Raw genomic sequence first — 25,241 nt, 5'->3', positions numbered from 1 at the left:
GCCGTGATACCTAGGCCGTGATACCTGGGACATCGGCTAGTCATTCCGGCGAACATGCTGGGTGATCTGCTTCTGACGCAAGGGGTCAACACAAACTGTTGCGACCACCGACAACACCAGGCTCATGACAAAGACGCCGATAATCCATGTTAATTGCGGACCGGCCGAAAGATCCTTGTCAAACCGGCTGTAGGAAAACCAACCCAAGTACAGGCCGAGGAGAAAGGTCAAACCACTAGTCATCAGAAGCGGATAAAACGTCTGTTTCATCGCAACTCTCCTATGCAATGACGACGGGACACCCATAAAACCAAGCGCACGAGTAAGTTCTGCTTCTTCAAAGACTGAGGATGCCTGGTTCAACAGGGTTCCACTAATCGACACGAGTAAGCCAACACCGTAGGTGACGACAGCTCCAGTCACCGTGTCCCGATTGATTGTGGGGTCACCCAACTCATCCCCCGGATTCTTCGGCATGACAGCCACGTACCCCAACAGGAGTGCGAGGAACGTCAGCGCATTCGTCCGCTTCCATGCGGTACGCCCGTCTGTCATCACTCGACGCGTAGCTAAGAAATTGAGCTTCCCCGGAAGAAAGCTTGATATACGGGCTGCGAACTGGATGAGCCAGGGCACCACAAGGTTGATACCGAACACAACGACATACAGAATTCCCGCGATGATAACCAGAGACCACCCGACATTGACAGAATCAGCGTTGATGTGAGATAAGACGACGCGGGCAGTCACAACGATCACAACAAAAATGATGAGGCGCCAGAATTTAAGTGCCCTGGGAACGTCCCGTTTTGAGACTCCCAGTGGCGACACCATGACGCGCTTGAGACCAACCACTGCAGCTACCGCTGCAAGGACAAGGATGATTACCCATAACGCCGGATAACCCCACCACGGTAAAAGAATTTCCCACAGACCGATGCGGGTGTTTTGGAAACTAACTAGCGACCACGCTGGTGCCGCGACGACGTACAGCACAGTTCCAAGCGCCAAACCGGCGAATGCCAGCGCACTGGTTTCTACCAAGGTGAGCCGCGTGATGTCTCTGTTGGATAATCCCAGCAGCCTGAGCGTTGCTAAGCGCCTCTCGCGGCCGGAAGCCCCTAACACCGCTGATTGTGCTACAAGGGACATCATCGCGGGAACAACGAAAGCACAGGCAACGGCCGCAAGACCAACATATACTTGCCGTAACTCACCACTCATGTCGTGGAGTGAGGCCACCGTCGGGTGACGATAACGTTCGTAGAACATCCACGTCCCGCCGGCAACGGTCATAGCCATCCACGTACTCACGGTAAAGGCAAACACCGCTAACGCAGAGAGCCACTTATTCCCCGTCCCCGCCCTATGGGACGCTTTTTGCAATTGAACACCCAGGTGGGAAAGCGTCGACAAGGAAACAGCCATTTAGCTCACCGCCCCGGAGAGCATGCGATCGTCATGAATGATGCCATCACGAATCTCAATCCGACGCTGGCACCAATTCGCGACACTTTGATCATGAGTCACCATCACCAAGGTCGAGCCAGCTTGCTCGGTAATCGCAATCAGCTGCTGCATGACTTCGTGGCCGGTCGATTGGTCGAGAGCGCCTGTCGGCTCATCGGCAAAAATAATTGCCGGTTTGGCTGCGATGGCTCGCGCGATGGCCACGCGTTGCGCCTGACCACCAGACATCTTTCCAGGCCTACGACGGATCAACTTCCCGAGCCCCAAGCGCTTCAGCATGTCGGCGGCGTCGGCATAAGCGTGCCTTCGAGAAGTCCCCTGCAAAATCGCCGGGAGAGCCACGTTTTCCTGAGCCGTGAGCTCCGGAAGGAGCTGCCCATCTTGGAACACAAACCCGAACTCGCGCAGCCGGAGCGCTGACCTTTTCGCATCATTCAGCCGTGAGACGACGGTATCGCCGTACCGGATTTCACCGTCGTCAGGGACGAGCACGCCGGACATGCAATGCAAAAGAGTGGACTTGCCCGAACCCGACGGCCCCATGACCGCGACGGATTCACCCTGACCGATCTCCAAGGAAATACCCGTCAACACTGGGTTTGAGGCGAACGATTTCGTGATGTCGTGGACAACCAGCGAAGACCGAGAGTAGCGTCGCTGGCTCTGTTGCGCGTTGTGATCTTTCATGGCACCTATTTCACAGTTTGTCCAACGAGTTCACCACAGCTCTAGCGCCCGAATCGTGGTAGATCTAGCACTACCCCCATCGCTGGTGGTGAGGGTGCGGCCGCTACTCACGCGGGGTTTAAGTTTTTATCATGGCACACATGGCATTATCAGCCTGGCAACGATTATCGCACCACTTACGGCCTCGGGACCGGTCCGCTGGTTCACGGTCGCATGAAAGTGTGGCTGCCGAGCGCATTAACGAATTGACGGCGTCGCGCCGGGCAATTGCCGATGCTTATGAAGTCGAGCGGCGTCGCATAGAAAATGACCTTCACGATGGGGCTCAGCAGTATTTTGTGGCTGCGTCTCTTAAGCTCGGGGAAGCCGAACTTGAGGCAGAGAATGGGAGCCCAGAGTTACAGCAGCTCCTTGAGGAGACGCGCTCGCACCTTGACGATGGGCTTCATGCTCTCCGCCGGACTGTCCACGGTATTCATCCGCAAGTGCTGCGCGACCAGGGCTTATATGCCGCCGTTCAGGAGATAGCCGAATCATATGGCTCGAATATCGCCGTGCATTGTCCGCATCCACTCCCTGAGCTTCAGCCCAGTGTGCTGGCGTCGGCCTATTTCTTCTGTGCCGAGTGCCTGACCAATGCTGCAAAGTATGCTCCCGGCGCGCCCGTGACCGTGCTTTTGGTCTCTGACCAGGATTTACGGATTTCTATTGTCGACGAGGGGGGCGGCGGAGCTCGCCTGGGCCCGGGATTATCGGGAATGCGTGAGCGCTTGGCCGCCTTCGGAGGCTCGATGCAGCTGAACTCGCCGGTGGGTGGGCCAACGACGGTGATTGCGTCGATTCCCGTCATGCTCAACCGCGGGCAGAGCGGATATCCCACGGCCGACTCCCCTAGTGCCGCGACCGCTTCTACGACTACTTCCACGGCTGCTTCCGCGGGGTCTACTTCCGCGACGTCCGGTCGGAATGTGAACCAGGTTGGTGGGGATTCATAATGAAAATTGTCATCGCCGACGATTCCGCCTTGTTGCGCGAAGGCGTCGCAGGGTTAGTTGAAAAACGCGGATATGAGGTTATTGCAAAGCCGACGTCTGCCACGGAATTACTCGACGCCGTAACCACCCTCGGTGACGATTACGCTTTACCTGATCTCCTCATTACCGACGTACGTATGCCTCCTGACATGCGCGAAGATGGCCTACGGGCTGCCCTTCAGTTGCGCGAGCGCTTTCCGTCGTTAAGCATCATGGTGCTCTCCCAATACGTGGCTCCTGCTTATGCGCGTGAACTCTTCACTCCTGGAACCTTCCACGGTGCGGGCACGGGCTACTTGCTGAAAGATCGGATCGGAAAAGTCAAAGACTTCCTGGAGTCCATCACGATCGTCGCGCAGGGCGGAGTGGTCATCGATCCGGATGTTGCGACAGCATTGATGAAGTCCGGCAGATCAGGTTTGCGGCTGCTCACTGCGCGCGAACGTGAAGTGATGGAACTCATGGCGCGTGGTAAATCCAATGCCGAAATAGCGCAGGACCTGTTCCTTTCTGGTGCCGCGGTGGCAAAACATGTGTCCAATATTTTCCTAAAGCTCAATCTCGAACCGGGTGAAGATAACCGCCGAGTACGCGCGATTTTGGAGTATTTAACGGAGACGACGGGGCTGATCTGACCGAGTTAATCCGAGGGGTTAATCCGACGCGGTTAAAAGATAAACCTGCAGCACATTACGGCTCTAAATTTGAGGCTATCTTTACTTTTGCACGTCCAGTAGTATGGGGACCCTCATTTGTTTGTTTCTCTAGAAGGAGTCGCCTTCGTGTCCCGTTTCAGGTCTCCCCATCGCTTGCGCTCAGTGCGGGCGGTTTTGGCGTCAACACTCGCCGTATCACTCATCATGGGTACTGCCGCATGCTCACGCAATGAGGATTCAACCCAATCATCATCGGATACGGCCTCTTCTTCCGCTTCTGAATCAGGTCAGAGCTCATCCGCACAGGCCAACGAAACGTGGCCACGCACTGTGGCCACCGATCACGGGGAAGTCAAGATCCCGGCCAAGCCGAAAAAGGTCGTCTCGGCTGCAGTGACGCTGACTGGTTCCTTGCTTGCCATTGGTGCACCGGTCGTAGCGTCAGCAGGCGGACAAAAGGGCACACCTCTCACAGATGACAACGGTTTCTTCACTCAGTGGTCCCAGGTTGCGGACAAAGAGCATGTGAAGGTCCTGGATCTCAACCCCTCGGCGGAGTCCATCCTTGCTGAAAAACCTGACCTGGTTGTGATGTCCTCGACTGGCCAGGACGCCACCCCTGACCTCTATGAACAGATTTCAGAGGCTGTCCCCACGGTGATGATCGACTACTCCGATAAGGACTGGCAGGATGTCGCCACGATGCTCGGGAAAGCGACAGGCCTCGAGAAGAAAACCTCTAACGTCATCAAGAAGTTTGATGACACCGTGGCTAAGGCTCGTGATGAGATCAAGAAGCCTGCGCAACCGGTCACGCCGTTGGTATACACCCCGCAAAACAAGTCGGCACGTGTGTGGACAAAAGAGTCTGCACAGGGCAAGCTGCTCACCAAGCTCGGTTTCACCCTTGCCGACGTTCCGGAAAGCGCACGCGGGGCGAATTCGATGGGCCAGCGATCTGACGTTTATGTGGTCTCCGCTGAAAATCTACCGACGGCGGCCACCGGCAAGACCGCGTTCCTCTTCGCCGCAGATGATAAAGCCGTGGATGCATATAAGAGCAATCCGGTGCTGGCCGATACCCCCGCTGTGAAGAACAAGTCCGTGTATTCCATGGGCACTGACACGTTCCGGATGGATTACTACAGCTCACTGGCCATGATTGACCGTTTAGAGGACCTGTTCGATTAAGACTCCGCCTCCCGCTTCGTTGAGATCAAATCCCGTTGTTTGCCCCGGGCCGACTGCCACTACTCGAACCTTGGTTTTCTGGTGGCAGGAACCGCAAGCCCCTGACGCGCAAACATCACTGTCGCGTGGCGACGGCCATCGTCGTCGCTATGACACAGTGTTTTTCCACCTCTCTGGAGTTCATGATCACCACGATGCTGCCCTCCACCGGATGACGGATCACCACGATGGGTGGTGGTCATTCACGGTGACCGTCCCGTCGGACCTCTGCGGCTCCTACTACATCATGCCTGCAGAAACGGTTCCCGACGAGGTCGTGGAGACTCCCCGTCACGACGATCCTGATCAACAGATCGATTTTCGGGCACGCTGGAAAGCCCTCATGAAACTCATGGTGGTCGATCCGCGCGCCCAGATACCTCCTCTACGATCACGACGATCGTCACAGCCCCCACCCGATGCTGACCATTCCTACCGCGCGAAGTCATCCGGGATTGTTCGGCTCGATGATGCCTTGCCCGAGCCTGGTTGGGACACCGCGAACACATCCGACGCACCTGCTGGCACCACGACTGCCGGGTTTACCCCCTACACATGGCACTCGCCGTCGGGATTTTTCCAGGGCAGACATGTGTGGGTGAGGACTCCCGTCGGCAATCGAAGCGATAATTCCCGACGGCGACCGTGGCTGCTCATTCTTCTCGACGGGCAAGACTGGTACGAGGCGCACACTGGTTTTGATTATGCGCTCCGCGCGCTCGAGACCAGCGGCAGCATTCCCGAGGTCACTGCGGTAGCCGTCGAAACGACAGATTCCCCAGCGCGCGGACAGAACCGCCTCCGCGACCTTGGCTGTAACGTCGCCTGGAGGCGTGCGCTCCAGGACGACCTCATCCCCGCCATCACGCGCGACTATGACATTGCCGACCCCTACGTCATTGTTGCTGGCCAGAGCCTTGGCGGGCTATGCGCTACCGACTGCGTCATTGAAAACCCCGAAACGTTCCATGCCGCTATCGGGTGTTCGGCATCCTTCTGGTTTCCGACGCGACAGGGGCCGCGGCTACCCGGCCCACTTGGCGGGCTCATCGCGGAGAAGCTCCAGCACCAAGCCACTTTGGCGGCACTCGCGCAGGATAATTCACGGTTCTTCTTCGACGTGGGAACCGGCGAAGGGTTTATGGAGTCTCATGCGCGCGCGGTCGTCGAGGGGCTGGAACGAGCCCATATTCGCTGCCACTTCGATGTATCGACGCATGGGCACGATCCTGCAGCGTGGCGGGGAGCACTAACGCGGGGACTCTGCTTCATTGCGACGCGGTAGCGCTCCCAAAAAGCGCGTTATGAGAAGCAGCGCCAATTCCCACACTTTGCTCGGAATCAATACCTCATTCCCACACCTTAAATAGGGTGGTTTTGTTTTTTATCTTTCAGAAAAACTTGGGTGCGCAGCCCAAAAACTAGGCTGGAGACAGTGGGTCAGCAACAACGCCTCTCACTGGTTGACGCCGATTTTCAACCCCAGCATCCGCTGTTAGCTGACCATTTCTATACGCACCATGCCCTGTCCACAAGACACGGTGCAGATATTTCATTCATCTGCCTACTTTTGGAGGCGACTTATCATGGCCGATGAACTAACTGGCACCACATTCGAACAATCCACTACCGAACGCGGTCGTGAGCTCTTGGCCCGCATGGATCGCTTCCCTGCTTGGCCACTGCGCAAGCGTGATTTTTTCGTTATCGGTATCGCATATTTCTTCGTTTTTTATGACATCAGCGATATCGGTTTCGCCATGCCAGCTATCGACGAGCAAATGAATCTGGGCCAGGACATGTCTTTGTTCGTGGCCCTGGCCGTTGGTCTCGTGGGCTACATTATTGGCTCACTCCTCGCTGGCTGGCTCTCTGACGCGAAGGGAAGGAAAGTCTCTTTCATCGGTTCCCTCGTTTTTTCCGGAGCGGGATCTCTCCTCTGCGGATTCTCTTTCACGGTGTGGGACTTGTCGCTCTGGCGCTTTTTAACCGGCATGGGTGTGGGAGCAGCCCTCAACTTAGCTTCCACCTACGTCGGCGAAATTGCACCAGCTAACCAACGCGGCAAGCTTTCCGTCGCCACCTTTATGGTCGGCATTATTGGTCAAGCGATCACACCGTTCGTCGCCCTAGCATTGGTTCCGAACTTCCACACCGGGTGGCGCTGGCTATTCTTCATCGGCGCACTTGTCGGCGTCTTCGGCGTTCTCTTTGCCCTTGCGCTTCCTGAGTCGCCCAGGTGGTTAATCTCCCAATGGCGATGCGATGATGCCGAAAAGATCATCGAGAAGATGGAAGAGAACTTCACGCCTGAACAGTTGCGCAAAGGGCAGAAAATTCGCGAAGAATTCCGGAAAGAGGTTGAAAAAGAAGAAGAGAGGCAGGATCGCTCCCTTGGGCTCACCGGAACAGACAGCACCCCGTCACTCACTGAAGGAAAGTACCTGCGCACGGCCATTGTCATGGCCCTGATGTGGTTCCTGTGGTACATCGGCAATTATGGCTTCCTAGGTGATGCCCCTGACCTCATTTCATCACACGGTGAAGATATTGCTGGATCAATTCTGTACATCGCGATCGGCGCAATCGGCTACCCAACCGGCGCGCTCATCATGATCTTTATCTCAGATAAATTCGAGCGTAAGTACCTCATTTTCGTCTCCACCCTCGTATGGGCGGCAGGCATGCTGTGTATTGCGACGCTCGCTAGCGCGTTTATGGTTACGCTTGGTTCATTCTTGGCTTCTATGGCGCTGGGGTCCTACCTCCAGATGGGCTACACCTTCACAGCAGAGTCCTTCCCCACCACCTTGCGAGCCCGCGGGTTCTCCATCGCAGATGGTTGTGGTCACCTCGGTGGCGCTGTTGGCTCACTCCTCCTGCCCTTCGTTGTTAATCAGGCGTCATTTTTCGCTGGCTTTGCGATGATTGCACTGACCGGTGTCGCCGCCGGATTGCTGGCATTGACAGGGCCAAAGTCGTCGTCAAGGTCGTTGGAAGACATTTAACGGCGATCTCATACAAATCATGGCGGGGTTGTGCTTCCCCGCCATGTCAAGGCCCAATTCTCGGGTCCTTCAACACGTGACTTTCTTCTCAGTCACGTGTTTTCTTAGTTACGTGATTATCAGACGGCAGGTGAGAGATTTTCTTTGTCGTCCCACTTTTCTTTCATCTTCTCGGGCCTCGACGGGAAAACCGTCATGATGAAATACGCTATAACACCAATACCCGTGAAGATAATGAAGTACCACGGTCCGGCAAAGCCAGCATCATGCAAGCGTCGCCACGTGAGCGAAAGGCTCGGCACCAAAATAATCAGACTAAAGACAGCGCTGGCGAGTCCCACTGGATTGGTCACATCATCCGGATCCACACCAGCACTAAGTGCCGCTATGAAAAACGCACCGTTGATAATGAACAAGACCAGCTGAACCCACCAGAATTCGGACCTTGAGGAGCGTCCTTTAAACCGAAAGGCTCTGGTGACGAATCTCCTGACGGCTGCAGGCAAACTTGCGCCGTAGAAGGGCTGCGACAATGGTGGCTCACCATCGTACTCAGGGGCATCATCGGGGCCGTGGTATCTACCTGGAGTAGTGGCTCCGTATTGTTGGGTGTCGTTCTGCGACGGGAATGGCTGCATATCAGTCATGTTCCCTACCCTAACAATTTTTCTCACCGTTTTTTAGGCCAAAATCAACGTTTTTAACTTTTTTAACTAAATCGGAACACTGGGCTAACGCCACACATCGCCACACGTGATGGAATACATCTCACTCTTACGTGTTGGATCTAACCGGGAGGGCGGAACAGAACCGCCAATGATCGTGCATCAACTCGGCGGTGCGCTCTCTTCTCCGGAAAGAGGGGGTTTCTGCTCTCCACAACAAAATCGCGCAAAAACCTAGTCGAGTTTCTGAGGAGATAACGTCATGGCAAAGAAAGCAGTCATCATCGCAACTGATTTCGGCGTCGAAGAGCCAGAAATTATTTCACCGCGCGACGCCTTAACGTCGGCAGGCATTGATGTCACCATCGCTTCCAACTCGGGCAACGACATTCAAACGGTGACCGGCGACAAAGACTGGGCATCCACAGTCAAGGCCGACACAACCCTCGACAAAATCAGTGCCGACGATTACGACCTGGTCGTTCTCCCCGGAGGAACCGTCAACGCTGACACCCTTCGCATCGACACAGAGGCTCAGCGCATCCTTAACGAGTTCGCGTCGGCCCACAAGCCGATCGGCGCCATTTGCCACGCACCGTGGGCGCTGATCGACGCCGGACTGACCGAGGGCAAGACCATGACGTCGTACCAGTCCATTCGTACGGACCTCGAGAACGCGGGTGCCCACTGGGTGGACGAAGAAGTCTTCCGTTGCCCCGGGAATGACTGGGTATTGATTACCTCACGCAACCCACATGACCTGCCGGCCTTCACCAAGGCACTCACCGACGAGCTGTCTTAACGAGCTACAGCGGGAATCGGCCCTAGCACTTGGCACGCAACGACCTGTTTGTTTTGGGGATCACGGATCCTCGGAGTAAAGTGCTGGGGGTCCGCGGGGCATTGGCGCAGTTGGTAGCGCGACTCGTTCGCATCGAGTAGGTCAGGGGTTCGATTCCCCTATGCTCCACAAACACTGTTTTCCCTGGTCACCATTAGCCAGGGATTTTTGTGTATCTGCAGGTAGGGACATACTTTTTGTCGTATTAGCCATTAACTACATCCGGAAACATCGAATCGCTACCAGTATTATCTTTCGAATGAACGTGTAGCTCAGATACTCCTTCGGTAACTACTACGCATGACTCTTTAGCCAGGAAAGTGTTGCTATCGACTTCCGGCCTCGGTAAGGGGTTCCGTTTGTACACGGCTAAAGATGATGATTTACCACCTCTTTCGTACCTTTCACTCAGATGGTGCCTGCTTTCCTTGAAGACAAACAGCCCATCCAAGGATGGCGAGGCATGCCCCAGCAGTTACTGCCGATCCCCAGCGGGCTGAGAGCATATCGGCAGTCCAAGGGGTCACGGCCGCCGCGAGTGAGTAGCCGATGCCGCCGGCAGCGTACAACAGAGAAAAGGCGGATGCCCTACGTTTGTGCGAGACTAGATCAGATACGATCACTTGCCTTAAGACCATGGATGGCGCCTGAACAACCCCTATGAGCACTGCAATGCCTAGCAGGATTGAGTAAGACTGGACGCTTCCTACCGTCGCTAAAAGGGCAATCATGAACACCGTTGAGATCATCGCAAGTGCTTCGGGCCTCGGCCACGACTTCTTGATGCCGAAAACCGACGAAGCAACAACGCTCCCCAGAGCCAATAGAGCCAAGACAAAACTTGCTTTCTCATCTGACCCAAACCAGTGGGTCAAAAGTCCAGGAACCAGTGTGTCGAAGGACGCAGTGACAGCCATGATCACACCTGACGCGACAACTGGAACTGCGATGGGACGAAATGATGCTTTTCCACCCTCCCCAGACTCATGGCGATAATTGCTGGGAATTGCAAGAGGGGCCACTACTGCTGCTCCAAGTAACAATAGCGCTAAGAAAACGTATGCAATTACCGTATTCGTTTGGTGAACCAGCACGACACCCAGGATTGGCCCCAGAACCCAACATATTTGATTCACGACATTGTCAATCGCGAGTATCCGCTGGGAACTGCTTGTCATTTGAGTGGCAGAGGATCTGAGAACACCTGGTATTGGTGATGAAATCGCCCCAAGGACAAGGATGGCTAAAGTGGCACCCAGCCACAAAGAGGGAATAAACCACAGTATTGCCCCAGATACGAGCAGCAGCATGGCCCCGACAAGGCAAATTGTTCTTAATTCGCGACCAATCGCAACTTGTTTCATCTTATGGGTGAGCCATATTGCCCCCGCTGCTTCTCCCGCGGCGTAACTACCAGAAATCAGACCTCCGGCAGCATAGCTTTTTCCTACCGCTGCCGTTCCAACCACGGCCACCATTGGGATGGTGGTTACGACTAGCCGCGTAACCGGCGTTGCTATCGCCCATGCGAGTTGATTTCTCGGAAAATATCCCATCTAGGTTTTCTCCTCGGAAGTCATTTCTCTGGTATGCCTAGACGTCATCAAAATGCGGTCGTTACAGTAGACGATACTTTGGCTTAAGTAGGCCAGTCCGGAGGCGTCCAGCAGCATCATCAGCGGTAGATGTGTGTAAGGCGGCGATGAACTGCGTTTTATGCCGATTACTCAGCTCGCCAGACACGACGCTGGCGCTTTTTTACCAGTTCAAGCTCCTCGTCAACCAGAGCTTTCTCAACGATCAGCTTCGCTAGTTGCCGCTTGAGCTCGTCAACATCATCGGGGAATGACGCTTCCAAGCTCGCCCGCGTGGGAAAACCGGCTCGGCTCTCTCGTTCACGTTTACCCATTAAGCCCCACTCTCGCTTGTCGCAGTACGTGCGAGCCCAACTATAAACAATCACTTTCGAGCGCAGGTCGAACTTGTGCGCTATGAATTCTTCTAGTCTTCCGCCCTATTCTCTAGCGTGTATGTGGCGGCATCAATAACGGTGTCTTCAATGGGCCGAGGATCCCAGCCAAGTAGCCGTTGTGCTTTGCTTGTGTGATAGTGGTGCTCCATGCCGATCAGCGTATTCATTACAACCATTGCGGAATTGAAACGAGCGCCAATCTTAATAACGAAATCGGGGATGGTCATCGTACTAATCTTGCGACCTCGTTCCCCGAGATGATCTTTAAGTAGCCGTGCCATCTGAGCCATTGTGATTTCGCTCGGCTTAGCGAGAAAGCGCTCCCCGTCAGCTCGATCGTCGGCGATGGCAAGAATATGCAGATCGGCCAGATCACGGACGTCAACTGCCTGGTAGGTAGCCTTCGGACTCGGTGCACCGCGCAAAATCGACGTGAACAATAGCTCGGTGCTGGAACTTCGCCCATTCATGAAGGGCCCGAAAATTGCTCCCGGAAGTATCGTGACGAGTTTTGTTTTCGTCTGCTTGCCAATGAAGCCCCATGCGACCCTCTCCGCCACAACGTTGGACCGCATGTAGTTGGTGACGAGCTTGTCATCGATGTCAGTCCAGAAGGTTTCGTCGATGGTGCGGTGCGTGTCCGCGCGGCCAGGGAAAACCGCTGCCACCGGTGACGAGTACGGTACTCAAGAATGCTCCTTCGGCAGGTGATAGTGAGTCACGATGCGGGAAGCCGAGAGCGAGCTATTCCCTACCCCACACGACGGATGTGCGTCACGCTTGCTCGCCCATCACCGTCTGTCTCATAGCGATCGTACTGACGGTCGATGTACTCGCCGTCGTCCTGCATGTCATCCGGTTCCTCGACGCCGAAGTAATCGGCAGCGTCCACGTACTCCAGCTCAGCCAACTCCGGATCAGTGTCATTCGTCTCAATAACGGTGCCGGCCGGCCGACGTAACCGCGACGACACAGCCCGGCGGTCATCGTGATCATCTTCGGCGTTCCGGACGCCCATTCGAGCACGCCTCATCCGGCGCAGACGACGAGCCGCCAGGCGCTGCTCCTCAATGGCCTGCTTCCGCAAGAACGCGAGGTACACACCGGTAGCGACAGCGCCGACAACGGCGCCGGCCCACATAGCGCCACCGACCACAAAGCCGAGGACCAACAGCACAACCGTCACCGCAGCCAAGCCGAAAAGCACACGCTTACGCTGGGTAAACCGCCGCCGGGCATTCCGCTGGGCGAGCTCCGGGTCGTACACACCTCGGCCACGCCGGCGGTCCACATACGCCCTATCCTCATCCGTTACCGCAATGTCGTCATATTCAGAACGTGCGAGTTCCTCGAGCTCTTCGTCCGACAAAGCATCCAGGCCGTCGTCGAAAAGCATGGTGCTGGAGCGTTTTTGAGCTTCACGGCGCTCCTCGCGCTCATCGTCTGATTCGTCGGCAAAGTCATACGCGTGCTCAAATGCGGGATCACCATCGCGATAATCCACAACATCCTCCGGGCGATCATAGGCATCGGGGAACTTCTCCCTGTCCTTCGCCACAGCGTCGTCGGACACGAAATCACGGCCATACACCACCGAGGTACGGTCTTCGCCGGCAGAGAGCACCTCATCAGCCGATTCTTCGTCCACGGAAACTGGTCGACTGCCCCGTCGAGAATCGCGATCCTGAGACGAAGCCGCCTCAGCAGATTCCAGCTCGGGCACGCCCTGGACCGCTCCCGATGAATCCATAATGACGTCACCATCGACAACGCCCACCGGGACACTCGACTTCTCGCCCGGTGCCGTTTGATCATCCTTCGCCTCACCGGGTGCTCTGTCAGGCTCGTCCTCAACGTCGTCGACGAACTCTTCAAACTCGGCATCGTCGACCGGTTCTGTCACAGCATCATCGATGTCATCAGCCACAACAGAGGAGGCAGCGAACGATTGATCGGAATCCTCAGGCTCCAGCTCCCCTACCACGACATCTTCGTCGTCACGTGTGTTATCCCCCTCGACATGCTCCCCGGCGTGAGCCTCCGAATGAACTTCCCGCGCCGACGCATCGTCAGCGTCGGACTCACCAGGATGCACAGCGTCACCGGAGTACACAGCGCCGCGGTCATCGTACGCGCGGAAGTGGACGTCGTCCTCGTCTAACAAGCGGTACTCGTCCTCGGCCGGCTCGGTTTCCACATCAGGTGACACAGACCGACGTCGCACATGCTTCGTCAACCGACCAGAGGACGCGACCGACCCAGACCCGCCACGGTACAGAACGCGCGTTTCCTTTAACGCCTTCGACGTACGACGCACTGGCCCCTGGTTTCGCAAAAGTAGTGGCGCCAAAACAGCAAGCCACAGCACCACAATAAGAACGATCAAGAGGGAACTCGACACGTCGGAATCTCCTTAACTGACGTCAGCCGCGGGGAATCGAACACGGACAACGATACTTCTCACTAAAGAGTAGCCCGTCACACCCGTAACATGCGTGTGCCACGCCCACAGATACGAATACCGAACGAATGCCGGAACATTCGCAATCCAACCAGAGGTCTGCCTCAACCAGGGATCTGTCATTAGCTTTCACGCCTCCCCCGCCCGCTGCTCTCTAATCGTGACACCACTCCACAGGGGCACTCCTCCGACGTCAACGCATACAAGAAATGATCGCGCCACTGCCCATCAATATTGATACTGCGGACCAACTCCCCCTCATAATGAAAACCGACGTTCTCCAAAACGCTTATCGACGCGGCGTTCTCGGGCAACACTGTCGCCTCAACCCGATGCACCCCCACCGACATCATCGCGGCATCGACGCCTAAAGCCACGGCGGCGGTTCCCACACCGCGCCCCCAGAATGGGCTCGCAATCCAATAGCCGATCCAGCACGTCGAAAGCGAACCATGCTGAATCCCGCCGACAGTCACCTGACCTGCGAATTTCCCGTCACACTCCACGGCGAACGGAACCGACGCACCCCGCGCCGCGGACTCATACAGCGAATCCACCACCGACAACCACGAGGGCACCGTGTGCACCTCATCCCACGAATCGTTCGCCGTCGGTTCAACCGCCCGTAACGTAGCCTCATCATTGCGGCGGAGACGCGCCCATTCCGGCCCGTCATCCTTCACAACCGGGCGGAGCCTCACCGAACCACCGGGCACATGAAGCACCTGTGTTTCCTCCGGCCAGCCAGGATGCGTATTGCTCGGCTTCACGCCATACCGTCGATACAGATCGCGATCTTTCACGGACCCCACGCCGACGCGATCCAACAGACGAGTCAAAACCCCCATGAAAGCCCCTGCTACTTACGCGCGATTCGACAAGAACAAGACATCAACAACATCACCCGGCGCGATCCCCACCACGTCTTCAGGCACGTGGATCAAGCAGTTCGCCTCAGCGAAGCTCCCCAACAGGTGCTGCGGGGCGCCTGCGGAGGCGCCAAGAGGGTCCACTAAGTACTCGTCGGTGCCACGATCGCGCATCAACTGGCCGCGGATGAAACCACGCCGTCCCGGCATCGAGCTCACACCGTGTAATGCCCTGGCCTGAATAATCCGACGCCGGCCACCGCGTCGTCCAGCTTCATATTGAATGAGCGGGCGGATCATCGTTTCGAAGATAATCAATGAGCCGACGGGGTTCGACGGCAAGAGGAACGTCGGCACTTTGTTGGGCCCTAACAGGCCAAAGCCTTGAGTCGAACCTGGGTGCATTGCGACGCGGGTGTACTCGATGTCGCCTAAATTGCTGACGATGTCGCGCATCCGCCGGGCCGCGGATCCCCCTACGGCACCTGCGATAACGATAATTTCGCTGCGAAGAATCTGCCCCTCCATGATCTCCTGGAGGCGGCGCGGTTCACCCGCGATCACGCCGACCCTGTGGGCATCTGCCCCCGCCTCTTCCGCAGCAGCCGCCAGCGAATACGAATTCACGTCGAAAACCTGACCACGGCCAGGAGTGCGATCTGAATCAATCAGCTCTTGGCCAATCGACATCACAGCGACGCGCGGCCGCGGGTACACAAGGACCTTGGACCGCCCGACAGCAGCTAAAAGGCCAATATGCGCAGGGCCAATAACGGTCCCCTCGCTGACAATAACGTCGCCCTCAAGGACGTCCGTGCCAGCGCGGTGAATAAAATCGCCCGACTTCACAGGAAACAGAGGCCGGATACGTCGGCCATGACGATCCACCCATGCTTCCGGAATAATCGCGTCGGAGAGCGTCGGTACGGGCGCACCGGTTTCTACCCAGACTGCCTGATTGGGCTGCAGCCGCAGCGGTCTGTGCGAACCCGCGCCCACATCACCGACGACGGGCAGTTCGGCGAGTTTCCGATGCTCGCGGTCACCGCGACGATCGGGTTCATAATCCTCATCGGGCAACGGCTCAGGTGGGCGTTGATCGTCTGGACGATCATCCGCCGGGGCACCTTTTGCGTCCCGCGGTACAAGGTCGACAGCGCGAACAGCGTAGCCATCGATGGCAGCTTGATTGAAACCTGGAACCTGCCGGTCACCACGGACTTCTTCAGCGCTACGCAACCCCAACGAATCCGAAATAGCCACACGAACGGGCTCCGGAGTTACGGCAGCGTCCGCGATAATCGCAAGCTGCTCTTCCACTGAGCGCACGTTACGTCCTTTCGCCCGGGTAACACAGCAGCATATGCTGCCTACTGACTCTACCCCGGGTGAGACCGGGGCATATCACATTAAGGCTAGCTGTCCTGGGCCAACCTTTCCGTCATATATGCCCTCAGCGAGTCGCCATACTCGGGATCCTTCAGGCCGAAGTCAACACAGGCCTTGATAAACCCACCCGGGTTGCCCAAATCATGGCGAGGGCCACGGTGAACCACCACATGCACGGGGTGATCCGACTTGATGAGCAGCTCGATGGCATCTGTGAGCTGCAGCTCGCCACCCTTACCGGGCTCGATCTTACCCAGCGCCTTGAAAATATCTCGATCCAACAGATAACGGCCGGTTGCCGCCAGCGTCGAGGGCGCATCCTCCGGGTCCGGCTTTTCCACCATGCCCGAAACGGCGTAGACATCGTCATCGGGTTGGCCGCTGACCTCGAAAACCCCGTAGTCAGAGGTTGCTTCCTTATCGACGTCCACCGCGCAGAGCACAGATCCGCCGTATTTTGCGCGGACCTCAAGCATCTTGTTCATAACCCCATAGGGCATGACGAGGTCATCGGGAAGCATGACGGCCACGACGTCTTCGTCCGGATCAAGAACTTCTTCAGCCTGAGCGACGGCATGACCAAGCCCTAAGGGGCGCTCCTGAGTGACCGAAACGGCGTCGATAAGTTCGGTCGAGTGCTGCACTTTCTGCAGCCGGTCCTCTTTGCCGCGCTTCTTGAGTGTCTCTTCCAGGAGATCATCATGGTCGAAGTGCTTCATTAGCCCTGACTTGCGCGGGGAGGTAACGATAGCCAAGCGTGACGCGCCGGCCTCGCGGGCTTCTTCCGCAATGAGCTCGATACCGGGTCGGTCAACAACCGGGAGAAGCTCTTTGGGTACGGTCTTCGTCGCCGGAAGGAAACGGGTACCCAAACCAGCGGCTGGCACGATGACTGTACGCAACGCAGCCTGACCATTTCCGCCATTATCATCTTTGTTCATAGGAGCCATGCTAACCGACAACCGACGCAGAATCCGCTTTCCGAGCTAGGAATTTTCCTACGGGTTACTGATAAAACCGTAAAATAGTCGGTCTTGGTGCCCAACTCCTTATGAAAATCCCTTGCGACATTGTGGTTGATGGGGTGCTTGATGGGATGCTTGGCGACGTGGCGTTGGATCCCTCGCGGCATCGAGCTTTATGACGTCATGATGGTGAACTACTGCGCGTGATTGAGCGACGTCACCGTTTTGTTACGCTGAATTCATGCAGCAAAGCGACGGCCCATCCGGGGGTTACGACGGTGCATCCGGAGGATACTCGGCGGGTAATTCGATCGCTGACCATAAAAAGGCCTCCCGACGCCGAATCCGACGTATGCGTCGAGAATTGTCCGACGCGACGCTCAGGGCCTGGGATGAACAGCTCGTTGCTCAGCTCATAACGGCCATTGATGACATCGCCGCGACGTTGCAGCTAACAGACGACGAGCCGTTGCTTATTGCGACATACCTACCGGTCGCCCATGAACCAGGCGCGCATACGCCCGGCGGTTTTATCCCGTCGCTACTTTCTGCGCTGGACGAGCGAATTCCCTGCCGAATCGTCATTCCGCGTGTCGAAGACAAGCGGCAACTCTCGTGGCACCCATGGTCACCGGATAACCTCGTCACCACCTCGTTCGGTATTCGCGAGCCAGATGAGCGATCGACCCCGATCCCCTTCGACACCGTCGACATCGCTATCGTTCCGGCGCTTGCATATGACGTCGCTGGGTACCGGCTTGGACAGGGCGGCGGATACTACGACTGCGCACTCGCTGCCCGACGGTCGTCTCGGCAATCATCCGGACAATCGTCGACGTTCCACCCCATCGGTCTGGTTCACCCCCACGAAATCCTGCCGGCTGTTCCCCACGATGGCTGGGACGTTCAGCTCACAACAGTGATCACGACTCTGGGACGACGCCACTTCCCTGGCGGCTAAACACCGGGCGCCCAAACATCAGACGCAAACATCAGTGGGAACCCTACCGATAGTCTCACGTCGGTATGAGAATGCGATCCTTGTTCTCCGGTCATGATGCAGACTCCACCCGTTATTCGCTAAAGTCGTGGCACACTCGCCGTCACCCCGAGCCGAACCCGCGGCCGTTAAAGGGTATTCGACTACGGTTGGTGTACTTCATCTCTGATATCTCTCGCCCCAACTGGCGCCGCACGCGACGCTTACAGCAAATTTGTAGAACGCTTTTTATTGTTCTCACAGTGGCCATAATTATTCAGGTAATAATATGAACCTTTGCCGTGTGGGTAACCCATTTCTGAGGAGGAATAATGCTTAAAGGTTTTCGCGATTTTATTATGCGAGGCAATGTTATTGAGCTTGCCATCGCGGTCGTCATTGGTTCTGCCTTCACCGCAATTGTGACGGCTTTTACCAAATACATCATTAACCCGCTCATTGCGTGCTTTGGTGGCGCAAATACAGATGGCTGGGGATTCCGCCTCATCCGTGGAAATGAAAAAACTTTTCTTGACTTTGGATCGGTCCTCACGGCCGTCATTAATTTCCTTATTATTGCGGCCGTCGTGTACTTCATTCTTGTGGCGCCCATGAATAAGCTCGAAGAGATCAGGAAAAAGCATATGGGTGTCAAAGAGGAAGAAGTACCGGTTACCGAGAAAGATCTTCTTCTGGAAATCCGCGATCTCCTCGCGGCGCAGAACCAAGTGAGCACCCCCAGCCAAACGCTCGCGAGCACCGAACTTGCGGAAAGCACCGCCGATTCAGCACACAGCCAGGCATCCTCGCAAGGAATTCAAACAAGCACGGCTCAGGTAGGCACACCCTCGTCGACGACGAGCTCGACCACATCCGGGAAGCACGCCAAAGAGTAATTACTGCGCGGGATAGCCCCAGCCCGGGGCGTCACTTAGCCCCAATGTGGCGGCCGATTTTCCTGCCACTCCTGACGGGACATCGCCCCCACATCACGGTCCTCGGATCCATACGCAGTATCGGAGCCGCCATTGAACTCACTATCACGACTGGATCGCCCGTCACCAGCACCGACGTCCCCATCGCCAGGGGCGGCTCCGTCGTTCTCATCGTCAGGCGTCAAGTCAGCCATGCGATCATCGTTAAGCCCCCGGCGCGGTTGATCCTCCATCACGCGAACGGCGTCGACAACACTGGCCAATGCGGATTCGCCCGAGCGGTCATAATCAGTATCCGACACACGTCGCGCGTGCCGACGTTGACGCCGAGAATGATTCATCGGAAGCCCCTACTGATTCCAGCGGTCCATATCGTTAATGACGTATCGCACCAGGGGCGTCAGCGTGGCCATGCCATCCCGGATCGCAGCACGTGACGAGGCCAAATTCACCACAACGGTCGAGCCTGAAATGCCAGCAATCCCGCGAGACAATCCAGCGTCGGTAGCCCCGCAGGCCAACCCCGATGAACGCAAAGCCTGAGCAATACCTGGAATACGCCGGTCCAACACCGCCTTGGTGGCCTCCGGGGTTTTATCTCTCGGCCCGACGCCCACGCCACCGATAGTTACGGCGAGATCAACGCCGCCGACTACGGCAGTTTCCAGCGCACCGCGGACCTTCGATTTCCGGCTAGCAACACGCACGACCGCGTCCACGCCGAAGTGGTCCTCCGCTAGCAACTCGGCAACCAAGGAGCCGATGCGATCGGACTTCTCGCCTGCGTTATCGTCGACAATAATGACTAAGGCTCGGGGAACCTGTTCGCCCTGGTCATGGGCTCTTTCTGCAAATGACGCATGGGCAGCTTCCTCGGCACGCTCAAGATCCATCAGCATTGCGTCATCGGGTTCGACGATAACCTCGCCAAGCCGATCAACTTTCGCGTGGTCAATACCACGCAGTGATTCCGGCATTTCCCGGGCATCCGATGAGCTCCGAGCCAACTCCGCTGGATCGATGGAATCAAAGGGCTCATTGTCACTCATTGGATTGTCTCCTTTTCTACGGGATAAAGACTTCTACGGGGAAAACGTCACCGGTTACCGGGTTAGAGGATTGAACTGATCACCTTGCTATTAACTTTAAGTTCCGACGGTGAAGCGCGGGGCAATAAAACTATTTTCCTTACACTTCACCAGCTACCTGGCACCTAGTCAATAGAAGCCCCATATGGGGAGTGCCCAGCCATCATCAAGACCAGACGCGATAGTGACTGAGCAGCGCTTTTATTCCCCTGAAGTCTCTTGCGAACTCAGGGTCATGGTGATTTCTCGGGCGTCTTTCCCGTCCTGATTAGTCACTTCCATCTTGACCGTATCGCCCACTTTATGCGAGCGAATCGCCGCAATCAGAGATAACCCTGAATCAATCGTTCGGCCGTCAACTTTAGTAACGACGTCACCCCGTTTCAGACCTGCTTTGGCGGCGTCGCTATCACTGGGCACATCAACGATGACAGCCCCATGCGCTGTGGATTCCTTAGCAACTTGAACGCCAATAACAGGGTGCTGAACTTTACCGTTCTTAATAAGTTGCTCAGCAATGTCACGCGCCTGGTTAATGGGGATAGCGAAGCCCAAACCAATTGAACCGGACCCCTGAGACATAGAGCTCGAGCCGAGCGACGCGATCACCGACGGGATGCCGATAAGGTTTCCATCCATATCGACGAGGGCACCACCGGAGTTACCGGGGTTAATCGCAGCGTCCGTCTGAATGGCGTCGATAAGAGTGGACTGGTCAGAAGACTCTGAGGACGCCTGCACCGGGCGATTTTGAGCGGAAATAATGCCGCTGGTCACCGTGGCATCCAGCCCCAAGGGAGAACCAACAGCAACGACTTCCTGCCCAACCTCAAGCTTGGACGAATCCCCCAAAGAAATCGGGGTCAAGCCCGACGCCCCCTGAGCTTTAATGACCGCGATATCGGTTTCGGGGTCACGCGCAACAATATCCGCGGGGTACGTCGTTCCGTCATTTAATGTCACGGAAATCTTTCCACCATTAGCTGCACCAGCAATAACGTGGTTATTCGTTATGATCGTTCCATCTTCGCTAATGATTGAGCCCGAGCCCGTATCCCCCGAATTGCCGGCTTCGACAGTAATAGAAACCACAGAAGGCAAGACTTTCTGAGCAACTGATTGCACAGAACCATTAGTGTCGACGTTCTTCGTCTTGGCCGGCGACGCTTTCAACGCGGATACTGCCGACGAATTGTCAGACGATGAGCCCGAATCCCGATTGCTCACCACCGCACCCGTCACCGCTCCCGACGCGACCGCAGCAGCGAGAATTAAAGCCGCCACCGCTGGCGTACTAAAGCGCTTAGTCTTTTGCGGCGATTGTCGTGGAGCTTGCATCACTCCGGTGGGCTGCCCAAAACCTGCAGACTGGTTGGGATCTACGAATTGATTCGAGCCTGAAGGCTGACCAGGCATCCCGAACTGGTCAGAGCCTGTGGCATGAGCTGAGGGGGTTGACGAGAACCCGGTTTGGGTGCTCTCAAAAGAAGATTCTCGATCGCTTCGTGGAGCGTGAATCTCGTGTTCACGATCATGATGAACGGAGTTGTTGCTAGATGAATCGTCGGAGGATGGATCGATCTCCCATGCGGATCGCTGATTTTCGTCGCTCATGGTTTATCACTCTTGCTCACTATGCACGTCGCGCGCTTTGAGTCACCTGAAATTTGGCTGTGAACCCTCAGCGCCCCTAATAAAAATCCCGTGATGGAACCGAAGCTCCAATCACGGGACATGAGGTTGTTACTACTAGTCAGTCTCAACCAGGCCGAGCTGAGCGGCCTTGACCAACCGGCGCGGCAACCGCGTGGTGTTGCCGTTAACCCGAACCTCCTGCAGAGGCGCGTTGTTGGCCTTCCACTGGGACCGACGGGTGTGAGTGTTGGCGCGAGACATACGTCGCTTCGGTACTGCCATGGTTTCCTCCTAAGCCTTGCTCAAACACATCGCGAGCTAGGCATGATCACTGTGAAAATAGTGAAAATGAATGGTGACGGATTGACGTCTTACTTCTTCGCGCGACGCAGGCGGTTGCCGTAACGACGCTGGAACTTCTCGACACGACCAGCGGTGTCCATCACACGCTGTGCACCCGTCCAGAAGGGGTGAGACTCGCTGGTGACGTCGACGACGATCAGCGGGTATTCGTTGCCATCTTCCCATTCCACAGTCCGATCTGACGTCGCAGTGGACCGAGTCAAGAACTGGTGGCCGGTGCTGGCATCCTTGAAGACAACCGGGTGATAATCCGGGTGAATATTCTTCTTCATCGTTATCCTTTAACAGAACATGGACAATGCTAGTCTGGCGTGCTGCTTGTGCTGACTTGCTTCATAACGGCATCGTCCGACCGCCTTGACGGTGGAGCGGCGGCCTATCGCGACACGCGTAGCGAATGAAGCTGGCTCAGCACCTTGCACCGGTCGCGCACTGAGTCCTCGTACCTAACCATAAAAATGATGGATAACCGCGCCTGGATATCAGCCGACCCACGGGACTGTCCTACCATCAACGACGACCATTGACAGGCATAAACGACCCGTGAAGGGGAAGAGGGTAACAGTGCGACACGCCTCCGGCGCACATGCATCGGCCCATCATACAGAATCAGCCCTTAACTATGAAATTGGCGCTAACCAGCGCGTAAAGGCCCAAAGATTTGGGAATCCTTGCCGAGGACGGTAAGGTGTCAAGACGCTGTTGTCGAAAAGCAAACGTCATCGCCCACTAGCTAGGCATCTTAGCGCTTTAACCTGCATTTTTAGTGTCGAAGAAAATGTATTTCCCCCGTCGAAGGAAAACGGTTGGTGCTTTGCAGATCCCATGGTGGGCGGAAGGAGAAGCCCATGTCGGCATATTGCCAAGTCACGGGACGGAAACCGAGCTTCGGTAAGTCCGTCTCGCACTCGCACCGCCGCACGAACCGTCGCTGGAACCCGAATATCCAGCGTCGTTCATTCTACTTGCCCTCTGAAGGACGCACGATCACGTTGAACGTGTCCACCAAGGGCCTGAAAACCATCGACCGCTACGGAATCGAATCCGTCGTGGCGAAGCTCCGCGCACGTGGGGAGAAGATTTAATGGCACGAAATGACATTCGCCCAATCATCAAGCTGAAGTCCACTGCGGGCACCGGCTACACGTACGTCACCCGCAAGAACAAGCGCAATAACCCGGATCGCATCACCTTGAAGAAGTTCGATCCGATCGCGCGCAAGCATGTTGAATTCCGCGAGGAGCGCTAAGAATGGCTAAGAAATCTAAGATTGCGAAGAACGAGCAGCGCAAAGAAATCGTTGCACGCTACGCTCAGCGTCGTCAGGAACTCAAGGCCATCATCAAGAACCCGGCCACCCCTGACGAAGACCGCATGGAGGCTCAGTACGAGCTGAACCGCCAGCCCCGCGACGCTTCCCCGGTGAGGGTTCGTAACCGTGACTCTGCTGATGGTCGCCCCCGTGGCTACCTGCGCAAGTTCGGCCTGTCCCGTGTTCGCGTTCGTGAAATGGCACACCGCGGTGAGCTCCCAGGTGTCCGCAAGTCCAGCTGGTGAGGAGTAGCAGTATGAAGCGCAACAACTCTAAAAAGGTCCGGGTTGAACCAACCCGCCGTCCCAAGAAGAACCCCTTGAAAGCTCGCGGCATCGAGGCCGTCGACTACAAGGACATCGAAACCCTGCGTACGTTCATTTCTGAGCGTGGCAAGATCCGGTCGCGTCGCGTTACCGGCCTGACCCCGCAGCAGCAGCGTCAGGTGGCAACTGCCGTCAAGAACGCACGCGAAATGGCTCTCCTCCCGTTCACCAGCCGCTAAGTCGCCCCTGAGCACCTGGTCTTGGGTACTTTCCCGGGATCAGCGCTGCAGGTAAGAACCTAGTGGTGCCTCGAGGGTCCATCGGTCCGTCGAAGGCCAACGGCGTGAACATTTGGAAGCGATAACAGCAGGTTTCGACATTCACCGCTCCCGGTCAACTACCGAGGAGCGGTTTTCGCTTATCCACCAGGGAGTGAGGCTCCGCACGTGCCCCAAGTACTATCCGGCTTCGCAACCATCGCCATCGTCATCGCAATAGGATTCTTCGTTGGCAAAGCCAATCTCCTGGGCAAGCACGCGCAATTCACGCTCCAGATGTACGTGTACTTCCTGGCGACACCGGCACTCCTCCTGGACAAGCTCTACGTCACCGACCCACTCGACGTCCTCGGCCCACAACTAGCGGTCGCCAGCGGCTCCGCACTAACGATCGGGCTGATCTACTTCCTATGGGCGCGAACCGCCCTCCACCGCCCCATTCACGAGTCCGCGGTCGGCGGCTTGGCCAGCTCCTACTGCAACGCCTCTAACTTGGGGATACCCGTCGCCGCCCACGTCGTCGGCGATAGCACAGTGGTCGTGCCGACGCTTTTGTTCCAAATAGCGTTCTACGGGCCCATCGTCCTCGCCATTCTCGACGTTGTCACCGCCAAGGAAGCACACGCGGATGGCCGAGCTGGGCGAGTCAACACGCGGAGTTTGTTCATCACCCCGTTTAAGAATCCGATGCTGCTCGGAGCGCTGACGGGGCTCGTGATATCGATCCTTCACGCCCATGCTGGGGTGTCAGTACCCCACCCCCTTGTCGAACCGGTTCATCTCATCGGGCAGTCAGCTGTCCCGGTGGCGCTCATCGCGTTCGGGATGTCGCTCGCGGGGCAGAAAGTACTTGATCCCTCGACGTCCCCACGACTCGAGGTTGGCGTCGCGTCCGCCACAAAAATTCTCGGTCAGCCTTTGGCGGCTTTCCTTATCGCACACTTTGTTTTCGGGATGACGGGACACGCGTTGTTCGCTGCCTGCGTCGTCGCAACTCTACCGACGGCACAGAATGTGTACACCTACGCCACCCGATACGGGCGGGGTTTGACCCTTGCACGGGACGCAGGGGTGATCACCACAGCCGCATCGTTTGTCATGATTATGCTGCTCGCCCTGGTGTTTACGTAACCCGTTA

General features: G+C 56.5%; 27 protein-coding genes, 1 tRNA gene and 1 pseudogene. 14 read left to right on the top strand and 15 right to left on the bottom strand.

Features of this window, described 5'->3' with window-relative positions; all coding sequences use genetic code 11:
- Positions 1-36 precede the first annotated feature (36 nt).
- The gene (locus KCQ76_RS06925; RefSeq protein WP_046203421.1) at positions 37-1,428 is read right to left on the bottom strand and encodes an FtsX-like permease family protein; all 1,392 of its coding nucleotides are present in this window, start codon (positions 1,426-1,428) and stop codon (positions 37-39) included.
- Positions 1,429-2,157, bottom strand: a complete 729-nt coding sequence (locus tag KCQ76_RS06920) for an ABC transporter ATP-binding protein (RefSeq protein WP_046203422.1) — start codon at positions 2,155-2,157, stop codon at positions 1,429-1,431.
- 140 nt (positions 2,158-2,297) lie between these two features.
- Between KCQ76_RS06920 and KCQ76_RS06915 the strand changes: the two genes are divergently transcribed.
- From KCQ76_RS06915 to KCQ76_RS06895, 5 genes are all read left to right on the top strand, one after another.
- Positions 2,298-3,152 (top strand): sensor histidine kinase, encoded by an 855-nt coding sequence (locus tag KCQ76_RS06915; protein WP_373369111.1) that lies wholly within the window; start codon positions 2,298-2,300, stop codon positions 3,150-3,152.
- Positions 3,152-3,826, top strand: coding sequence for a response regulator transcription factor (locus KCQ76_RS06910; RefSeq protein WP_046203424.1), 675 nt, complete (start codon positions 3,152-3,154; stop codon positions 3,824-3,826). The genes KCQ76_RS06915 and KCQ76_RS06910 overlap by 1 nt, the downstream gene beginning before the upstream one ends.
- Positions 3,827-3,973: 147 nt before the next feature.
- Complete coding sequence (gene fepB / locus KCQ76_RS06905) at positions 3,974-5,038, top strand: Fe2+-enterobactin ABC transporter substrate-binding protein (protein ID WP_052723092.1); 1,065 nt, start codon at positions 3,974-3,976, stop codon at positions 5,036-5,038.
- Between the two features lie 70 nt (positions 5,039-5,108).
- A complete protein-coding gene (locus tag KCQ76_RS06900) occupies positions 5,109-6,362 on the top strand; it encodes an alpha/beta hydrolase-fold protein (protein ID WP_046203425.1) in 1,254 nt (417 codons plus the stop codon).
- 301 nt (positions 6,363-6,663) lie between these two features.
- Positions 6,664-8,085, top strand: coding sequence for an MFS transporter (locus tag KCQ76_RS06895; RefSeq protein ID WP_046203426.1), 1,422 nt, complete (start codon positions 6,664-6,666; stop codon positions 8,083-8,085).
- 119 nt (positions 8,086-8,204) lie between these two features.
- On the opposite strand, the gene KCQ76_RS06890 is transcribed toward KCQ76_RS06895, so the two are convergent.
- The gene (locus tag KCQ76_RS06890; RefSeq protein ID WP_052722362.1) at positions 8,205-8,732 is read right to left on the bottom strand and encodes a DUF805 domain-containing protein; all 528 of its coding nucleotides are present in this window, start codon (positions 8,730-8,732) and stop codon (positions 8,205-8,207) included.
- Between the two features lie 280 nt (positions 8,733-9,012).
- Between KCQ76_RS06890 and KCQ76_RS06885 the strand changes: the two genes are divergently transcribed.
- A complete protein-coding gene (locus tag KCQ76_RS06885; RefSeq protein ID WP_046203427.1) occupies positions 9,013-9,552 on the top strand; it encodes a type 1 glutamine amidotransferase domain-containing protein in 540 nt (179 codons plus the stop codon).
- A 95-nt stretch (positions 9,553-9,647) separates the two neighbouring features.
- Positions 9,648-9,720 (top strand) — tRNA-Ala (locus KCQ76_RS06880).
- Positions 9,721-9,995: 275 nt separating this feature from the next.
- On the opposite strand, the gene KCQ76_RS06875 is transcribed toward KCQ76_RS06880, so the two are convergent.
- From KCQ76_RS06875 to KCQ76_RS06845, 7 genes are all read right to left on the bottom strand, one after another.
- Positions 9,996-11,147, bottom strand: a complete 1,152-nt coding sequence (locus tag KCQ76_RS06875; protein WP_046203428.1) for an MFS transporter — start codon at positions 11,145-11,147, stop codon at positions 9,996-9,998.
- A 167-nt stretch (positions 11,148-11,314) separates the two neighbouring features.
- On the bottom strand, positions 11,315-11,500 hold the full coding sequence (locus KCQ76_RS06870) for a hypothetical protein (RefSeq protein ID WP_046203429.1): 186 nt from the start codon (positions 11,498-11,500) through the stop codon (positions 11,315-11,317).
- 92 nt (positions 11,501-11,592) lie between these two features.
- On the bottom strand, positions 11,593-12,231 hold the full coding sequence (locus KCQ76_RS06865) for a Rossmann-fold NAD(P)-binding domain-containing protein (RefSeq protein ID WP_221914831.1): 639 nt from the start codon (positions 12,229-12,231) through the stop codon (positions 11,593-11,595).
- Positions 12,232-12,314: 83 nt separating this feature from the next.
- A complete protein-coding gene (locus tag KCQ76_RS06860) occupies positions 12,315-13,964 on the bottom strand; it encodes a SepX/GlpR family protein (RefSeq protein ID WP_046203430.1) in 1,650 nt (549 codons plus the stop codon).
- A 182-nt stretch (positions 13,965-14,146) separates the two neighbouring features.
- The gene (locus KCQ76_RS06855) at positions 14,147-14,872 is read right to left on the bottom strand and encodes a GNAT family N-acetyltransferase (protein WP_082089911.1); all 726 of its coding nucleotides are present in this window, start codon (positions 14,870-14,872) and stop codon (positions 14,147-14,149) included.
- A 15-nt stretch (positions 14,873-14,887) separates the two neighbouring features.
- Complete coding sequence (glp, locus tag KCQ76_RS06850; RefSeq protein WP_046203431.1) at positions 14,888-16,222, bottom strand: molybdotransferase-like divisome protein Glp; 1,335 nt, start codon at positions 16,220-16,222, stop codon at positions 14,888-14,890.
- Between the two features lie 86 nt (positions 16,223-16,308).
- Positions 16,309-17,232 (bottom strand): UTP--glucose-1-phosphate uridylyltransferase, encoded by a 924-nt coding sequence (locus KCQ76_RS06845; protein ID WP_082089912.1) that lies wholly within the window; start codon positions 17,230-17,232, stop codon positions 16,309-16,311.
- Positions 17,233-17,488: 256 nt separating this feature from the next.
- Between KCQ76_RS06845 and KCQ76_RS06840 the strand changes: the two genes are divergently transcribed.
- On the top strand, positions 17,489-18,208 hold the full coding sequence (locus KCQ76_RS06840) for a 5-formyltetrahydrofolate cyclo-ligase (protein WP_052722364.1): 720 nt from the start codon (positions 17,489-17,491) through the stop codon (positions 18,206-18,208).
- Between the two features lie 350 nt (positions 18,209-18,558).
- A pseudogene (gene mscL / locus KCQ76_RS06835) lies at positions 18,559-18,951 on the top strand (large conductance mechanosensitive channel protein MscL); the annotation flags it as partial.
- 206 nt (positions 18,952-19,157) lie between these two features.
- Here mscL and KCQ76_RS06830 read toward each other — a convergent pair.
- The 5 genes from KCQ76_RS06830 to KCQ76_RS06810 all read right to left on the bottom strand — a co-directional run bounded on the left by KCQ76_RS06830 (position 19,158) and on the right by KCQ76_RS06810 (position 22,519).
- The gene (locus KCQ76_RS06830; RefSeq protein WP_102215030.1) at positions 19,158-19,502 is read right to left on the bottom strand and encodes a hypothetical protein; all 345 of its coding nucleotides are present in this window, start codon (positions 19,500-19,502) and stop codon (positions 19,158-19,160) included.
- Positions 19,503-19,511: 9 nt separating this feature from the next.
- Positions 19,512-20,138 carry a MogA/MoaB family molybdenum cofactor biosynthesis protein gene (locus KCQ76_RS06825; RefSeq protein ID WP_046205265.1) on the bottom strand — a complete coding sequence of 209 codons (627 nt, stop codon included), beginning with the start codon at positions 20,136-20,138 and terminating at the stop codon, positions 19,512-19,514.
- Positions 20,139-20,450: 312 nt separating this feature from the next.
- Positions 20,451-21,863, bottom strand: a complete 1,413-nt coding sequence (locus KCQ76_RS06820) for a S1C family serine protease (protein ID WP_046203433.1) — start codon at positions 21,861-21,863, stop codon at positions 20,451-20,453.
- 135 nt (positions 21,864-21,998) lie between these two features.
- A complete protein-coding gene (gene rpmF, locus KCQ76_RS06815) occupies positions 21,999-22,166 on the bottom strand; it encodes a 50S ribosomal protein L32 (protein WP_012731147.1) in 168 nt (55 codons plus the stop codon).
- 89 nt (positions 22,167-22,255) lie between these two features.
- Entirely contained in the window at positions 22,256-22,519 is a 264-nt protein-coding gene (locus KCQ76_RS06810) for a type B 50S ribosomal protein L31 (RefSeq protein ID WP_012731146.1), read from the bottom strand.
- Positions 22,520-23,095: 576 nt separating this feature from the next.
- On the opposite strand from KCQ76_RS06810, the gene rpmB reads away from it, so the two are divergent.
- The 5 genes from rpmB to KCQ76_RS11095 all read left to right on the top strand — a co-directional run bounded on the left by rpmB (position 23,096) and on the right by KCQ76_RS11095 (position 25,234).
- Entirely contained in the window at positions 23,096-23,332 is a 237-nt protein-coding gene (gene rpmB, locus KCQ76_RS06805; RefSeq protein WP_012731145.1) for a 50S ribosomal protein L28, read from the top strand.
- Entirely contained in the window at positions 23,332-23,496 is a 165-nt protein-coding gene (rpmG, locus tag KCQ76_RS06800; protein WP_005279910.1) for a 50S ribosomal protein L33, read from the top strand. The genes rpmB and rpmG overlap by 1 nt, the downstream gene beginning before the upstream one ends.
- A gap of 2 nt (positions 23,497-23,498) precedes the next feature.
- Positions 23,499-23,804, top strand: a complete 306-nt coding sequence (rpsN, locus tag KCQ76_RS06795) for a 30S ribosomal protein S14 (RefSeq protein ID WP_012731144.1) — start codon at positions 23,499-23,501, stop codon at positions 23,802-23,804.
- A gap of 11 nt (positions 23,805-23,815) precedes the next feature.
- Positions 23,816-24,064: a 30S ribosomal protein S18 gene (gene rpsR, locus KCQ76_RS06790; RefSeq protein WP_012731143.1), complete on the top strand. Its 249-nt coding sequence runs from the start codon at positions 23,816-23,818 to the stop codon at positions 24,062-24,064.
- A 207-nt stretch (positions 24,065-24,271) separates the two neighbouring features.
- Complete coding sequence (locus KCQ76_RS11095; protein ID WP_046203434.1) at positions 24,272-25,234, top strand: AEC family transporter; 963 nt, start codon at positions 24,272-24,274, stop codon at positions 25,232-25,234.
- Positions 25,235-25,241: the final 7 nt, after the last annotated feature.

Source organism: Corynebacterium parakroppenstedtii (assembly GCF_019754935.1).
Classification (GTDB): Bacteria; Actinomycetota; Actinomycetes; order Mycobacteriales; family Mycobacteriaceae; genus Corynebacterium; species Corynebacterium parakroppenstedtii.
The sequence above is the reverse complement of the archived record's forward strand: the minus strand, read 5'-3'. Positions and strand labels throughout refer to the sequence as shown.

What these genes read in the sequence shown, in the direction of transcription:
- KCQ76_RS06885 (WP_046203427.1), top strand. Translation starts at nt 9,013, where the DNA reads ATGGCAAAGAAAGCAGTCATCATCGCAACTGATTTCGGCGTCGAAGAG.
- KCQ76_RS06810 (WP_012731146.1), bottom strand. Translation starts at nt 22,519, where the DNA reads ATGAAGAAGAATATTCACCCGGATTATCACCCGGTTGTCTTCAAGGAT.
- KCQ76_RS06890 (WP_052722362.1), bottom strand. Translation starts at nt 8,732, where the DNA reads ATGACTGATATGCAGCCATTCCCGTCGCAGAACGACACCCAACAATAC.
- KCQ76_RS06915 (WP_373369111.1), top strand. Translation starts at nt 2,298, where the DNA reads ATGGCATTATCAGCCTGGCAACGATTATCGCACCACTTACGGCCTCGG.
- KCQ76_RS06910 (WP_046203424.1), top strand. Translation starts at nt 3,152, where the DNA reads ATGAAAATTGTCATCGCCGACGATTCCGCCTTGTTGCGCGAAGGCGTC.
- rpsN (WP_012731144.1), top strand. Translation starts at nt 23,499, where the DNA reads ATGGCTAAGAAATCTAAGATTGCGAAGAACGAGCAGCGCAAAGAAATC.
- rpsR (WP_012731143.1), top strand. Translation starts at nt 23,816, where the DNA reads ATGAAGCGCAACAACTCTAAAAAGGTCCGGGTTGAACCAACCCGCCGT.
- rpmB (WP_012731145.1), top strand. Translation starts at nt 23,096, where the DNA reads ATGTCGGCATATTGCCAAGTCACGGGACGGAAACCGAGCTTCGGTAAG.
- KCQ76_RS06875 (WP_046203428.1), bottom strand. Translation starts at nt 11,147, where the DNA reads ATGGGATATTTTCCGAGAAATCAACTCGCATGGGCGATAGCAACGCCG.
- KCQ76_RS06870 (WP_046203429.1), bottom strand. Translation starts at nt 11,500, where the DNA reads ATGGGTAAACGTGAACGAGAGAGCCGAGCCGGTTTTCCCACGCGGGCG.
- KCQ76_RS06895 (WP_046203426.1), top strand. Translation starts at nt 6,664, where the DNA reads ATGGCCGATGAACTAACTGGCACCACATTCGAACAATCCACTACCGAA.
- KCQ76_RS06840 (WP_052722364.1), top strand. Translation starts at nt 17,489, where the DNA reads ATGCAGCAAAGCGACGGCCCATCCGGGGGTTACGACGGTGCATCCGGA.
- KCQ76_RS06820 (WP_046203433.1), bottom strand. Translation starts at nt 21,863, where the DNA reads ATGAGCGACGAAAATCAGCGATCCGCATGGGAGATCGATCCATCCTCC.
- rpmG (WP_005279910.1), top strand. Translation starts at nt 23,332, where the DNA reads ATGGCACGAAATGACATTCGCCCAATCATCAAGCTGAAGTCCACTGCG.
- KCQ76_RS06830 (WP_102215030.1), bottom strand. Translation starts at nt 19,502, where the DNA reads ATGAATCATTCTCGGCGTCAACGTCGGCACGCGCGACGTGTGTCGGAT.
- KCQ76_RS06825 (WP_046205265.1), bottom strand. Translation starts at nt 20,138, where the DNA reads ATGCCGGAATCACTGCGTGGTATTGACCACGCGAAAGTTGATCGGCTT.
- KCQ76_RS06845 (WP_082089912.1), bottom strand. Translation starts at nt 17,232, where the DNA reads ATGGCTCCTATGAACAAAGATGATAATGGCGGAAATGGTCAGGCTGCG.
- KCQ76_RS06855 (WP_082089911.1), bottom strand. Translation starts at nt 14,872, where the DNA reads ATGGGGGTTTTGACTCGTCTGTTGGATCGCGTCGGCGTGGGGTCCGTG.
- rpmF (WP_012731147.1), bottom strand. Translation starts at nt 22,166, where the DNA reads ATGGCAGTACCGAAGCGACGTATGTCTCGCGCCAACACTCACACCCGT.
- KCQ76_RS06925 (WP_046203421.1), bottom strand. Translation starts at nt 1,428, where the DNA reads ATGGCTGTTTCCTTGTCGACGCTTTCCCACCTGGGTGTTCAATTGCAA.
- KCQ76_RS06920 (WP_046203422.1), bottom strand. Translation starts at nt 2,157, where the DNA reads ATGAAAGATCACAACGCGCAACAGAGCCAGCGACGCTACTCTCGGTCT.